At 70.9% G+C, this 11542-nt stretch carries 15 protein-coding genes; 7 read left to right on the top strand and 8 right to left on the bottom strand.

What is annotated here, in order from left to right; all coding sequences use genetic code 11:
- Positions 1-133: 133 nt before the first annotated feature.
- On the top strand, positions 134-1357 hold the full coding sequence (locus ACT3T5_RS18185; RefSeq protein WP_444595150.1) for an MFS transporter: 1224 nt from the start codon (positions 134-136) through the stop codon (positions 1355-1357).
- A gap of 286 nt (positions 1358-1643) precedes the next feature.
- Here ACT3T5_RS18185 and ACT3T5_RS18180 read toward each other — a convergent pair whose 3' ends face one another.
- Both ACT3T5_RS18180 and ACT3T5_RS18175 read right to left on the bottom strand, forming a co-directional pair.
- Complete coding sequence (locus ACT3T5_RS18180; RefSeq protein ID WP_444595149.1) at positions 1644-2282, bottom strand: DinB family protein; 639 nt, start codon at positions 2280-2282, stop codon at positions 1644-1646.
- Between the two features lie 61 nt (positions 2283-2343).
- Complete coding sequence (locus tag ACT3T5_RS18175) at positions 2344-2919, bottom strand: mycothiol transferase (protein WP_444595148.1); 576 nt, start codon at positions 2917-2919, stop codon at positions 2344-2346.
- A gap of 119 nt (positions 2920-3038) precedes the next feature.
- On the opposite strand from ACT3T5_RS18175, the gene ACT3T5_RS18170 reads away from it, so the two are divergent.
- Entirely contained in the window at positions 3039-4007 is a 969-nt protein-coding gene (locus ACT3T5_RS18170) for a helix-turn-helix transcriptional regulator (protein ID WP_444595147.1), read from the top strand.
- A gap of 57 nt (positions 4008-4064) precedes the next feature.
- Here the strand turns inward: ACT3T5_RS18170 and ACT3T5_RS18165 are convergent, their stop codons facing one another.
- Positions 4065-4889, bottom strand: a complete 825-nt coding sequence (locus ACT3T5_RS18165) for a sulfite exporter TauE/SafE family protein (RefSeq protein WP_444577389.1) — start codon at positions 4887-4889, stop codon at positions 4065-4067.
- A gap of 219 nt (positions 4890-5108) precedes the next feature.
- Between ACT3T5_RS18165 and ACT3T5_RS18160 the strand changes: the two genes are divergently transcribed.
- Both ACT3T5_RS18160 and ACT3T5_RS18155 read left to right on the top strand, forming a co-directional pair.
- Positions 5109-5525 (top strand): hypothetical protein, encoded by a 417-nt coding sequence (locus ACT3T5_RS18160; RefSeq protein WP_226850691.1) that lies wholly within the window; start codon positions 5109-5111, stop codon positions 5523-5525.
- Between the two features lie 213 nt (positions 5526-5738).
- The gene (locus tag ACT3T5_RS18155) at positions 5739-6329 is read left to right on the top strand and encodes a hypothetical protein (RefSeq protein ID WP_444595146.1); all 591 of its coding nucleotides are present in this window, start codon (positions 5739-5741) and stop codon (positions 6327-6329) included.
- A 94-nt stretch (positions 6330-6423) separates the two neighbouring features.
- Here the strand turns inward: ACT3T5_RS18155 and dhaL are convergent, their stop codons facing one another.
- Positions 6424-7116: a dihydroxyacetone kinase subunit DhaL gene (dhaL, locus tag ACT3T5_RS18150; protein WP_444595145.1), complete on the bottom strand. Its 693-nt coding sequence runs from the start codon at positions 7114-7116 to the stop codon at positions 6424-6426.
- Between the two features lie 11 nt (positions 7117-7127).
- Positions 7128-8123, bottom strand: a complete 996-nt coding sequence (locus ACT3T5_RS18145; RefSeq protein ID WP_443345667.1) for a dihydroxyacetone kinase subunit DhaK — start codon at positions 8121-8123, stop codon at positions 7128-7130.
- Between the two features lie 132 nt (positions 8124-8255).
- Between ACT3T5_RS18145 and ACT3T5_RS18140 the strand changes: the two genes are divergently transcribed.
- Positions 8256-8930 carry a histidine phosphatase family protein gene (locus ACT3T5_RS18140; protein ID WP_444595144.1) on the top strand — a complete coding sequence of 225 codons (675 nt, stop codon included), beginning with the start codon at positions 8256-8258 and terminating at the stop codon, positions 8928-8930.
- A gap of 9 nt (positions 8931-8939) precedes the next feature.
- Here the strand turns inward: ACT3T5_RS18140 and ACT3T5_RS18135 are convergent, their stop codons facing one another.
- On the bottom strand, positions 8940-9956 hold the full coding sequence (locus ACT3T5_RS18135; protein ID WP_444595164.1) for an aldo/keto reductase: 1017 nt from the start codon (positions 9954-9956) through the stop codon (positions 8940-8942).
- Positions 9957-10075: 119 nt separating this feature from the next.
- On the opposite strand from ACT3T5_RS18135, the gene ACT3T5_RS18130 reads away from it, so the two are divergent.
- Together ACT3T5_RS18130 and ACT3T5_RS18125 are read left to right on the top strand one after the other, a co-directional pair.
- Positions 10076-10297 carry a hypothetical protein gene (locus ACT3T5_RS18130; RefSeq protein WP_443345665.1) on the top strand — a complete coding sequence of 74 codons (222 nt, stop codon included), beginning with the start codon at positions 10076-10078 and terminating at the stop codon, positions 10295-10297.
- Positions 10298-10359: 62 nt separating this feature from the next.
- The gene (locus ACT3T5_RS18125; RefSeq protein WP_444595143.1) at positions 10360-10671 is read left to right on the top strand and encodes a hypothetical protein; all 312 of its coding nucleotides are present in this window, start codon (positions 10360-10362) and stop codon (positions 10669-10671) included.
- A gap of 12 nt (positions 10672-10683) precedes the next feature.
- Here the strand turns inward: ACT3T5_RS18125 and ACT3T5_RS18120 are convergent, their stop codons facing one another.
- Both ACT3T5_RS18120 and ACT3T5_RS18115 read right to left on the bottom strand, forming a co-directional pair.
- Entirely contained in the window at positions 10684-11169 is a 486-nt protein-coding gene (locus ACT3T5_RS18120; RefSeq protein ID WP_444595142.1) for a GNAT family N-acetyltransferase, read from the bottom strand.
- Entirely contained in the window at positions 11166-11480 is a 315-nt protein-coding gene (locus tag ACT3T5_RS18115; RefSeq protein WP_444595141.1) for a hypothetical protein, read from the bottom strand. The genes ACT3T5_RS18120 and ACT3T5_RS18115 overlap by 4 nt, the downstream gene beginning before the upstream one ends.
- Between the last annotated feature and the right edge of the window lie 62 nt (positions 11481-11542).

Raw genomic sequence — 11542 nt, 5'->3', positions numbered from 1 at the left:
AGCCGCATTTCTGGCTCTCCTGCGCCCCGTGCGTCCGCACCCGGCTCGTCCGCACACCGTTCCCCCGCCATCCTCTCCTGGCACCGACCGATAGAGAGTCACCCGCCTCGTGAGCACTCCCGAAGGCCCCGGCATGTCCGACCCTGCATCCCCCGGCCCGGCGGGCGTCCCGTACAGCACGCTGATCTGGCTGGCCGTGGCCACCTTCACCACTGGGATCGACGGGTACGTCCTGGCCGGCCTGCTGCCGGACATCGCCGCCGACCTCGACGTCACCGCGGCCCTCGCCGGTCAGCTCGTCTCCGTCTTCGCCCTCACCTCCGCCGTGGCCGGCCCGATCCTCGGGGCCACCACGAGCGGCTGGGAGCAGCGCCGCGTGATCATGGCGGCGCTGTCGACCTTCATCGTCGGCAACCTGCTCAACGCGATCGCGCCCACGTACTCCCTCGCCCTGGGCGGGCGCGTGATCGCGGCGCTCGGCGGGTGCCTGCTGGGCGCGGCCGTGACCGGGTACGTGGTGCACCTCGTGGCGGAGCGCCACCGGGGCCGGGCGCTGTCCTTCGTGCTCGGCGGGTGGATGACGGCTACCGCGCTCGGCGTGCCCGTCGGCCTGATCCTCGGCCAGACCAGCTGGCGCCTGCCGCTGGTGCTGGTCTCGGTGGTCGGCGCCATCGCCCTGATCGGGATCGGCCTGCGCCTGCCTCCGCTGCGTTACCCGTCCTCGACGCTGGTCGCCCGGCTGAAGCCCCTCGCCCAGCCTCGCCTCGTGGCCGGCCTGCTGGTCTCCACCGGGGTGCTGTGCGCGAGCTACACCTGCTTCACCTATGCGGTACTGATCCTGGAGCCGACGCACCCCGCCGGCTGGATGATGATCGTGATCATGTGCGCCTACGGAGTGGCGAGCATGGTCGGCAATGCGATCACAGGTCGACTGGTGGATCGTTTCTCGCCGGTGCGGGTGCTGACCGTGATCCTCTGCGGCCTGCTCGTGAACGCCTTGTTCGGGACGCTCGCGTTCTCCCTCGCGGCGCCAGCGGCCTTCGCGGTGCTCAGCCTGGTCTGGTTCGTGCTCGCCGGCATCGGCAACGGCGGGCATGCCGTGCCCCAGCAGGCCCGCCTGGCGGCGATGACCCCGGGGACCGTCGCCGTGGTCATGGCGCTGAACGCCAGCGCGATCTCGCTCGGCGGCGCGCTGGGCGGCGGCGTGGGCGGGATCGCCCTGACGACGGGGCTCGCGCCCGGGCATCTGCCGCTCCTCGCCGCCGGAGTCCTCGCCATCACGCTGCCGCTGCATCTGCTGGTGGCCCGGTGGTCCCGGGTCCGGACTGCAGCGGGCCACCCGTCTCCCGCGGCCTGAGTCGCCCGACGTCTCTTCGCGCCACCTCGCTGGATCTCGCTAGCCGACGTCCGTCGAGTGCGACCTTGGCGCTGTCTCGAGACCCTGAGAACAGCGCCAAGGTCGCACTCGCCGTTGGAAGGCTCCCCGCTCAGGCCGTCCTTCTCCGGGACCGTCATCCTGGCCGTCATTCCGGCTGCACCTCAGCGCCCCAGTTCCCCAGGACCTCAGTACCTCAGTACCTCAGTGCCTCAGTGCCTCAGTGCCTCAGTGCCTCAGTGCCTCAGTGCCTCAGTGCCTCAGTGCCTCAGCCACGGTGCGTCCAGAGGTCCCGCAGCAGGGCGATCTCGGCGAGGTGGTGGATGAGCTCGCGGTTGATGTGCGCGACGAGCGTGGCGCGGGAGTACTCGGCGTAGTACGGCCCTTCGGCCTCCCCCACGGCGACCTGCAGATCCTCCGCGCTCCAGGAGCGGACGCCGGTGATCCACCGGTCGTACTCGGCGTCGAACTGGGCCAGCGCCTCCTGGGCGGTCGCCGCGTAGTTCCAGCTCATGTAGTCCGCAGCAGGCCCGCCGAAGTGGGAATGGCTGCGAGCTCCGAGCACGCCGACGATGATGTGCCCGAACCGCCAGGCAATCGTGGTCAGCGGCGCCGGCTGGGGTTCGGGGAACTCGAAGTCGATGGTCATGTCCCCGCTGCCGCCCTGGACAGAGGTCGGCGGCGTCTGGCCGGCGGGAGTGCGCGGGTGGACGGTCCAGGCGGTCCCGCCGGCCGTGGGATCGAAGAAGTACTCCTCGTCGGTCAGGCCCTCGAGCCGGGGCCGCAGGCATTCACGGACCTGGAACTCGATCTGGTCGATGAGGACGGTGGGCAGGTCCCCGTCCTTGCCCAGGACCGGGCTGGCGCTCTCGCGCTCGTTCTCGATTCCTGCGTCGCTTCTGGTCATCGTTCTCTCCTCGTCGATCGTCGGTCGTGGCTCATCGCCGGTTGGGCCATCCTGCCCGTCCTCACCAGCCGGCAGGCGGCCAGGCCTGCCCGGCGGCGAGGGCGTTGAGCTCGTACGTGCCCCTGCCGTCGATGCTCTCGCGCAGGATGTCCGCGTGGCCGGCGTGGCGGGCGTTCTCCTCGACCAGGTGCAGGGCGTACCACCGCATGCTCCAGGTCGTACGTCCCTCGAACCAGGGCTGATCCGGGACCGGGCCCCGGGTCTCGGGATCGGTGCCGCGGATGGCGTCCGCGAGAGCCTGGCCCGCCGCCTGGAGCAGTTCGGTCAGCGACTCCGCGGTGTCCTCCTCGCGGGCGGCCTCCGGGGCGAGGCCGCCTTCGGCCTGGTACTGCTCCGGGGCGCGGTCGGGGGCCGCTCCTTCCCCGGGGGCCGCGGCGATCGTCCGCGCCGCCGTCTCTGCCATGAGGAGGACGTGCCGGGACAGCGCACCGAGGCTCATCCCCGAGGCGCTCGGGACCTGGCGGAGCTGCTCGGGGCTCAGGCCGTGAAGGGCCGTGGCGACCTGCTCGATCTGCTGCTGGGCGAAGGTCGCGAGGTTGTCGAGCTCGTCGGTCGTCTCTGCGGTGAGGAACGGCATGGTTCGGTTCTCCTTCGGTGCGGGCGGCGGGAGTCCGCGACGCCCTCTTGTGCGGTCGAGAACCACCTTCCTCCCTGAAGCGGACAGTTTCTGTCCGCGAAGACGGGCACACTCTTCCCATGAGCAACGTGACCACCCGAGCCCTGCGACTGCTCGCCCTGCTCCAGTCCCGCACCGTCTGGACCGGGCCGGAGCTGGCCGCCGAGCTCGCCGTGACCGAGCGGACCGTGCGCCGGGACGTGGACCGGCTGCGCTCGATGGGATACCCGGTGCTCACGTCGGCGGGGCACGGCGGCGGCTACCAGCTGGGTGCCGGGCGGGAGCTGCCGCCGCTGCTGCTGGGATCGCAGGAGGCAGTGGCGGTCGCGGTGGGACTGCGGCTCGCCGCCGCCTCGGGCCTCGAGGGGCTGGACGCAGAGGCGCTGCGGGCACTCGCGGCCCTGGATCGCATCCTGCCGCCGACGGTCCGCTCGGAGGTCTCCGCCGTCACCGACGCCCTGGGGGTGGTGGCCCGGCCCGTCCCTGCTGCGAGCGCCGCCGTGCTGATCGCCCTGGCCACCGCGGTGCGGGACGGGCTGCGGGTGCGCCTGGACTACGAGAAGGGGGACGGCGAGCGCGGTGAGCGCAGCATCGAGCCGCGACGGGTGCTGTCTGTCGACGGGCGCTGGTACCTGTTCGCCTGGGACCTGGACCGCGAGGACTGGCGCACCTTCCGCCTGGACCGCATGCAGGCCGTGCACCCCAGCACCTTCCCGATCACGCCGCGACCCACGCCGAACATCGAGGCCACCGTGCGCCAGTCGATCACCGTGGGCGGGTACACGACCGAGGTGGTGGCCCGCATCCGTCGGCCGCTCCACGAGGTCGAGAAGCTCATCCCGGTGCGGGCGGCGACGGTCACGGCCGACGGCGAGCACGCCTGCATCGTGCGCGCCGGATCCGACAGCGGGGATCTGCGCTGGGTGGCCATGCACCTGATCAGCCTGGGCGGTCCGATCGAGGTGATCCAGCCGCCCGAGCTGCTCAGCGTGCTCGAGGAGATCAGCGCCTGGGCGGGCGTCGCCACGCTCGCGCCCGACGCCCGCTGAGCCACCGCGCTCTCCGGGGCAGAGGCCCGCCCGGACCAGAGCCCGGAGGACCCGAGCTCAGAGGACGAGCAGTGCCAGCGCCGAGACCACGGTGAGCACCAGGATCAGCTTCTCGAAGACGCCCTGCGGGATCCGCCGCGCGATCTTCGCCCCGCAGTACGCGCCGATCAGCACCAGCGGCACCAGCATCAGGTCCATGACCAGGGTGTCGCGGGTGATGAGGCCGAGGCCGGCGGAGAAGGGCAGCTTGATGACGTTGACGATCGCGAAGAACCAGGCGGAGGTGCCCAGGAAGGTCAGCACCGGCATCCGCATCGCGTAGAAGTACATCGACATCACGGGTCCGCCGGCGTTGGCGACCATCGTGGTGAAGCCGCCCAGCACCCCGTACCCGGCACGGCTGAGCGCGACCCCGGCGCCCGACGGGGCGACTGCCGGATCGGTCGCGTCGCCGGCGTCCGCGGCCGCGGACGGATCCGCCGACTTCTTTACGCGAGCCGAGCGCCGCCGCCACACGGTCACCGCGATCAGCACCAGCAGGATCACGCCGATCGTGGTGCGCACGGTGTCCCCGCCCACGGTCGCGAAGAAGATCGTGCCGAGCACGATGCCGATGAGCACGCTGGGGATCAGTCGCACCAGCGTGCGCACGTCGGGCTCGCGCCGATAGACCCATAGCGCGGTCGCGTCGCCGACCATGAGCAGGAGCAGCAGCGCGGCGGTGGATTCCTTCGCCGGCAGGGCGAGCGCGAAGAGGCCGACGGCGATGGTGCCGCCGCCGGGCATGGCGGTCTTGGACAGGCCCACGACGAGCGCACCGATCATCACCAGCACCCAGGTGGCGGCGCCGAGGGTGGGGATCAGGGCAGCGAGGTCGGACACGAGAACTGAAGCTACCAGTGCAGAACATCGCGCCCCGCGCCCGTCCGCGACCCGGGTGCCGACGACCAGATCCAGCGAGCCAGAGGACTGCCACGTTCTGCCACGGCCGCAAGCGGCCCGAATGGGCGCAGAACAGTGGCATTTGCGTGGCATAGGGGTAGCCATGCGGGGACAAGTCCGAGTATCGTAGAGGGCATAGACCTCAGAACGGAGGCACCCATGGTCCCCACGACATCCTCTGCCGCACCCTCGACCGGTGCTGGTGCGATCCATGACTCGGCCTACCGTCGTGCGATCGCCCTGGACATCCGGGAGCTCACCCGGCGCCTGAACGCCTCGCTGGGTGGAACGCTGGTCTCGGCTCTGGCCGGCTCCTCCGATACGAAGTCCTCCCATAGGTGGGCGAAGGCAACAGGTCCTCAGCCGCGACCGGAGACCATCAAGCGCCTCGTCTTCGCCTACGAACAGTGGCAGAAGGTGGCCGAGGCGGAGGGGGAGCACGTCGCTCGGGTGTGGTTCATCGGAGCGAACCCCTGGCTGGGCTATGACACTCCGGTGAATGCAATCCGCGAAGGTCGCCTCCCGGAGGTGGCGACGGCCGCTGAGGCGCTGGTCGACGACACGTTCAGCGGCTGACGCGCGCTCATGCCCGCACCAGATGAGCGGATCTGTTCGCGGACCGGGCTCGCCCTCGTGGCGAGCCCGGTCTCCGCTCTGCGCATCGCCCGCGAGTCCTACGGCCCTCTCGACCCCGTTGCTCGAGCTTCGAACAGCGGCCCTGAGGCGTGGAGCCGGTACGACACACCCGGGCGGACGATCTACGCGTGCGCTGACCGGGTCACCGCCTATATGGAGCTGCTGGCGCCGTACCGTACCGACGTCAGCAGAGAGCGCCGCGCTCTCCAGCCGATCGCGGACGCCCTCGGGAAGAATCTCGACGAGCTCTGGCGCGACATCGTCGCCGAGTGGGACGAGACCGGGTCGATGAAGGCCAGCTGGCTCCCCCGCACCTTCCGGGAAGGGAGGCGGGTCTATGCCCTCGCATTTCCGGCTGGCTCGTGGATCGACAACACGGCCACCGAGACGATCACCGCCCTCGAGGACTTGCACGAACATCCCTGGCCGACGGCCGACGGCGAACTCGAGGAACCTCTGACGCTCGCTCACCTCACCGGGGACGACCGGACACTGACAACTGCGATCGCCCGCGTGCTTCGTGATGAGGTCACTCTCGACGACGGAACGCGCCCCCTGGGGGTCAGGTTCCTGTCCAAGCACGGACACCCGGCCACGGGCACGGGGCTCTGCTGGGCGTACTGGATGCGCGATGTCGACAGCGGGGTGCCGGAGCCTACAACCATCACGCACCACGCCTCGATCGGGGAGCACGACCCCGATCTCGCAGCAGTACAGGCCTACTGCAGGATCAGGGCTCGCTGAGCTCGCCGATCGGGACGAGGCAGGGCCTCCATGCATCGCCGCAGGGCACCAGGACCTGTGCCCTGCTCCTCGGCATCCGGGACGGCAGGTGCCCTCAGGCGATCCAGCCGAAGTGGGCGACGCCGGAGCCGTCGGCGCCGGCACGAGCGGAGCTGATCACGATGGCCATGGCGGCGGAGCCGGGGTCGATGACGCCCTTCGAGGCGTCGCCGACGTAGCTCGCACGGCCACGGCGGGCGGTGGTCTGCGCGGTGGCGGTGGCCCCCGCGACAGCGGCATCCTCCGCCGCGAACAGGGCCTCGACGGCGCTGGTCTCCGCATCCGCCTCGAGGGCCGCGCGCAGGGCGGCGACGGCCGGGTCGAGGGAGTCGATCATCGTCTTGTCGCCCACCTTCGCCTCGCCGTAGCGCTGCACGGTGGCCTGGCCGGCGGCGAGCGCGTCCGCGAACTGGGTGACGGTGGGAACGTCGGCGCCGGTGTCCTCCCCTGCCTTGGAGAGGTCGCGGAAGAACATCCCGAAGAGGGGTCCGCTGGTGCCGCCCACGCCGAGCCACGCCATGTACAGCGCGGTCAGGTATTCGCGGTAGCTGCTGGGCTCGTCGGCCTCGAGGGTCGCATCGAGGTGCTTCATCGCGGTGCGCACGTTGGTGCCGAAGTCGCCGTCGCCGGCGCGGCGGTCGAGGTCACCGAGGTCGTTCGCGGCGCCCTCGAGGGCTTCGCGCAGGGTGAGGACGAAGGCGCGGCCGAACCCGGCGGGGAGGGTTCGGCTGGGGGTCTTTTCGGTCATGGGTGTGTTCCTTACCAGGTCAGGGCCGGGGTGCGGACGGGGGCGTCCCAGAGGCGGCGCAGCTCGTCGTCCAGCGGCATGAGGGTGATCGAGACGCCGTGCATGTCGAGGCTGGTGACATAGGAGCCGACGAGGGAGCGGCTGATCTCGATGCCCGCCTCGCCGAGGCGGTGGTGCAGGGCGCGGGCCACGAGCTGCAGCTCGAGGGGGTAGGTGGAGCCCAGGCCGTTGACGATCGCGATGACCTCGTCGCCGCGGTGCAGGTCGAGCTCCGCCAGCAGCGGCTCGAGCAGGAGGTCGGTGAGCCCGTTCGCGTCGGTGAAGGCGGCGCGCTTCGCGGCGCGCTCCCCGTGGATGCCCACACCGAGCTCGACCTCGTCGTCCCCGAGGTCGAACTGGGGGCTGTCATCGCCGGGGTGCGTGCCGGCGGCGAGCGCCAGGGACATGGTGCGGGCCGACGCCGCGGCACGGCGTCCGATCGCCGCGACCTCGGCGAGGCTCGCGCCCTCCTCGGCGGCCGCTCCGCACACCTTCTCGACGATCACGGTGGCTGCGGTGCCGCGGCGGCCAGGGCCGTCGTCCCCGCTGTCGGTGGCGACGTCGTCGTCCACCAGCACGATCTCGGTGTCGATCGCGTCGTCGCCGCTGATCTCCCCGGCGATGCGGAAGTTCAGCACGTCGCCGGTGTAGTTCTTGACGATCTGGACCACGCCGCGGCCCGCGTCGGCCGCCTTCGTGGCCGCCAGGACCTGCAGCGCGGTGGGGCTGGCGAACACGGCGCCGGCGACCGCGACGTCGAGCATCCCGGTGCCCACGAACCCGGCGTGCAGCGGCTCGTGCCCGGATCCGCCGCCGCTGACCAGGCCCACCTTGTCGCGGGCGGGCTCCTTGCGGCTGAGGAAGCGGTGCTCGGCGTTCAGCTCGAGCTGGGTGGGGTGGGTGAGGGCGAGGCCTTCGAGGGCCTCCGGGATCAGATCGTCCGGGTCATTGATGATGCTGCGACGCATGGGCGCTCCTTGGGTGGGCACGGGGTCACGGCCAGGCTACGCCGGGAGCCGATCGTCCATCGTGCATGGTTCAGCGCACGTCAACGCCCGGTCCGTGCGTCCTTCCGCGACTCGTGGCCTAAGGTCCGAGATATGCGACTTCTCCTCATCCGCCATGGCCAGACCCCGAACAACATCCTCGGTGCGCTCGACACCGGGCGCCCGGGCGCCGGGCTGACAGATCTGGGCCGTGAGCAGGCCCGGGCGGTCCCTGCCGCCCTCGCTGCGGAGAACATCGTCGGCCTGTACGTGTCCCCGCTCGTGCGCACCCACGAGACGGCCGCGCCTCTGGCCGAGGCACTCGGTCTCGAGGCCCGCGTCACCGAGGGGCTCGAGGAGATCCTCGCCGGCGACGTCGAGATGCACCGGGATGCCGAGTCCGTCGAGGCCTACCAGCAGACCCAGGCGATCTGGGGCGGTCGCGACTTCGACCATGCCCTGGCCGGCGGCGAGGACGGGCACACCTTCTGGGCCCGCTATTCGGGGGCGCTGCGCGAAATCGCCGCGCGCCATCCGGAGGAGGCCACGGTCGCGGTGGTCAGCCACGGCGCGGCGATCCGGGTATTCGCGACGCTCGCCGCGGACCTCGAGCCGTCCACCCGCGACGGACGCCCCCTGCACAACACGGGCATGGTCACGCTCACGGGCCATCCGGATCAGGGGTGGCGGCTCGAAGAGTGGATCGACGGGCCGCTCGGCGGCAGCCACCTGCTCGGCGACATCCGCCACGACGTGACGGCCGACGAGAACGCCGACGCCGCCGTCTGACGCCCGAGGTCACCAGCGCGGGTGGATCGCCTCGCGCAGCAGCTCGTCGTAGGTCTCCCGCACGGCGGCGTCGAACGTCTCGAGCACGGCCTGCTGCTCGGCGGTCGGCTCACTGCCGGCGGCGGCGTTGCGCTGTGCCTGCGTGGCGCTGCTGGCGCCGGGGATCGCGGCGGTGACGCCGTCCTGGGCGATGATCCAGCGCAGGGAGGCCTCGGGCAGCGGCATCACGCCGTCGAGCGCCTGCTCGAGGCGGGCCACGGCCTGCAGCCCGATCTCGTAGTCGACGCCGGAGAAGGTCTCGCCCTGGTCGAAGGCCTCGCCGCCGCGGTTGAAGTGGCGGTGGTCGTTGTCGGCGAAGGTGGTGGACGGGGAGAACTTGCCCGTGAGCAGGCCGGAGGCCAGGGGCACGCGCGCGATGATCGCGACGCCCTTCTCGCGGGCCTGGGGCACGACCTCGTCCAGCGGCTTGAGGCGGAAAGGGTTCAGGATGATCTGGATCGAGGCGAGGTGCTCGCGCTCGAGGCTGATCAGCGCCTCCTCGCAGGTCTCGACGCTCACGCCCCACGCAGCGATCTTCTTCTCCTCGACCAGGGCGTCGAGCACGTCGAACACCTGGTCATCGCGGTAGATCGCGGGCGGCGGGCAGTGCAGCTGCACGAGGTCGAGGGTGTCGGTGGCGAGGTTCTGCCGCGAGCGCTCCACCCAGCCGCGGAGGTTCTCCTCGGTGAAGGACTCCGGGGCGAAGGGATCCGCCCGACGCGACGCCTTGGTGGCGACGAACAACGGGGCCGACGGGCCCGCAGAGCCCGCCGCGCGCTGACGCAGCTGGCCCACGAGCCGCTCGCTACGGCCGTCCCCGTAGACGTCGGCCGTGTCGAAGAAGGTCACGCCGGCCTCGAGCGCAGCATCGAGCACGGCGTTCGCGGAGTCCTCGGAGACATCGCCCCAGTCGGCGCCGATCTGCCAGCAGCCCTGCCCGATCACGGACAGCGGGCGGCCCAGGCGGGAGGGGGTGCGGTACTGCAGGGACATCATAGACCTCAGTTCGTCAGGGCGCCACTGAGCAGCGACGCCAGGTGCACGGCCCAGTCTTCCAGACCCCGCGCGACGACGGGAGCTCCCCGCAGCGGCGGTAACCTGCAGAGATGGATATCGACCGGACGATCGTGCAGTGCAGCAGGGGCGCTTACTACGAGACCGTGTGGTTCCCGCTCGTCTCGTTCAAGGCCATCCGCCTGGGCAGCCGACGCTTCCAGAAGTGCCCGGTACATCAGCGCTGGGAGCTCGCACGGATGGTGCCCGAGGAGGAGTGGACCGAAGAGGTGATCGCCGAGGCCGCGAAGCATCACGACTCGAACATCGTCTGACGCCTGCGGCGGTGTCTGGCCGTGTGGCTCGCCACCCCGCCGAGGGCTTCTAGGATCGGCGCATGCCGTCGACTCTCGCAGTGGTCCCGCAGACCCATTGGGTCAACGGGTGGTTCCTCCGGATCTTCGCCCGCCCGGTTGTCCTCGTCGACGGGACCGAGCACTCCGGCCGATGGGGACAGCCGACAGAGGTCCATGTCGAGCCAGGCCTCCATACGGTCGCGGTCGGTGCCCGCTACCGGGGTACGTCCGGGACGCTCGGGCTCGATGAGGCGGAGGTCGACGTGGACTCGGGCCGACGGCTCCTCGTCACCGCGACGAACGGGTTCTTCAACCACCAGCCCTTCACGGTGGCGGTCCCTCACCAGACGTAGCCCTTTCAGTTCTCACGCCAGGGACCCGGTCCACCGTGTCTCCCCGTCGACGACGACGTCGGTCGGGCTCATGCCGAGCCGCTCGGCGACCCGCTGGGACGCCACGTGATCCGGATGGATGTGAGCGATGACCTGCGTGACTCCTCGAGCGCGAAGGCTGTCGGTGAGGAGCCGCGCAGCACGACCTGCATACCCACGCCGCTGCCACGGCTGGCCGATCACCCAGGAGATCTCCGCTGTCCGCTGATCCGTCGGAAGAGTCGCTTGGACGAAGCCGACGGCCCGCTGGGCGTCCCCGACGACGACGATGTCGTTGAGCCACTCCTCGGTCCCGTCGGCAGACCGTCCCCGCGTCTGGATGGCATACAGCCGCTCGAGCTCAGCTTCGTTGGGCGGCTCCCCGCCCGTGTACCGGTAGAGGTCCGGGTGCGCGAGAACGACTGCCATCTCGGCGGCGTCCGTGACACGCAGGGGGCGGAGCGTGACGGTCTCCGTCATGAGGGGTCCTCTCTCCACAACGGGATGCTGATGGTCGTCGACGCATCGTCCGGCTCGGCACCCCAGAGACGCAGCGGCTCGTTCCCGTCGACCCCGTCGACCCCCTCGACCAAGAGGACCTCGCAGGGTGATCCAGCAGCCCGTTCCCGTGCCCAGGCGATGGCGTCCTCGACGGAGCCGACATCGCAGAGGCGCCAGTCGGCGGTATTCCAGCCGTGGAGCTCGGTGCGCCCGGGGACCCAGATCCGCACCAGGTAGCAGCTGACGGGCGTGGGACCGCCCAGGGGATCGAGATAGGCGGTGACGTCCATCGCGGGCACCTCCTCCGGTTGATTCGGACCTGATCGTTGTCGATGTTCGGGCCATCGGTCAG

Origin of the sequence: Brachybacterium sp. AOP3-A1-3, assembly GCF_052378285.1 — a bacterium.
In the GTDB taxonomy this organism is placed as follows: domain Bacteria; phylum Actinomycetota; class Actinomycetes; order Actinomycetales; family Dermabacteraceae; genus Brachybacterium.
Note: the sequence above shows the minus strand (reverse complement) of the source record. Positions and strands in the feature narration are given on the sequence as shown.

What these genes read in the sequence shown, in the direction of transcription:
- ACT3T5_RS18170 (WP_444595147.1), top strand. Translation starts at nt 3,039, where the DNA reads ATGAGCAACGTGACCACCCGAGCCCTGCGACTGCTCGCCCTGCTCCAG.
- ACT3T5_RS18120 (WP_444595142.1), bottom strand. Translation starts at nt 11,169, where the DNA reads ATGACGGAGACCGTCACGCTCCGCCCCCTGCGTGTCACGGACGCCGCC.
- ACT3T5_RS18130 (WP_443345665.1), top strand. Translation starts at nt 10,076, where the DNA reads ATGGATATCGACCGGACGATCGTGCAGTGCAGCAGGGGCGCTTACTAC.
- dhaL (WP_444595145.1), bottom strand. Translation starts at nt 7,116, where the DNA reads ATGACCGAAAAGACCCCCAGCCGAACCCTCCCCGCCGGGTTCGGCCGC.
- ACT3T5_RS18125 (WP_444595143.1), top strand. Translation starts at nt 10,360, where the DNA reads ATGCCGTCGACTCTCGCAGTGGTCCCGCAGACCCATTGGGTCAACGGG.
- ACT3T5_RS18160 (WP_226850691.1), top strand. Translation starts at nt 5,109, where the DNA reads ATGGTCCCCACGACATCCTCTGCCGCACCCTCGACCGGTGCTGGTGCG.
- ACT3T5_RS18175 (WP_444595148.1), bottom strand. Translation starts at nt 2,919, where the DNA reads ATGCCGTTCCTCACCGCAGAGACGACCGACGAGCTCGACAACCTCGCG.
- ACT3T5_RS18180 (WP_444595149.1), bottom strand. Translation starts at nt 2,282, where the DNA reads ATGACCAGAAGCGACGCAGGAATCGAGAACGAGCGCGAGAGCGCCAGC.
- ACT3T5_RS18145 (WP_443345667.1), bottom strand. Translation starts at nt 8,123, where the DNA reads ATGCGTCGCAGCATCATCAATGACCCGGACGATCTGATCCCGGAGGCC.
- ACT3T5_RS18185 (WP_444595150.1), top strand. Translation starts at nt 134, where the DNA reads ATGTCCGACCCTGCATCCCCCGGCCCGGCGGGCGTCCCGTACAGCACG.
- ACT3T5_RS18155 (WP_444595146.1), top strand. Translation starts at nt 5,739, where the DNA reads ATGGAGCTGCTGGCGCCGTACCGTACCGACGTCAGCAGAGAGCGCCGC.
- ACT3T5_RS18115 (WP_444595141.1), bottom strand. Translation starts at nt 11,480, where the DNA reads ATGGACGTCACCGCCTATCTCGATCCCCTGGGCGGTCCCACGCCCGTC.
- ACT3T5_RS18140 (WP_444595144.1), top strand. Translation starts at nt 8,256, where the DNA reads ATGCGACTTCTCCTCATCCGCCATGGCCAGACCCCGAACAACATCCTC.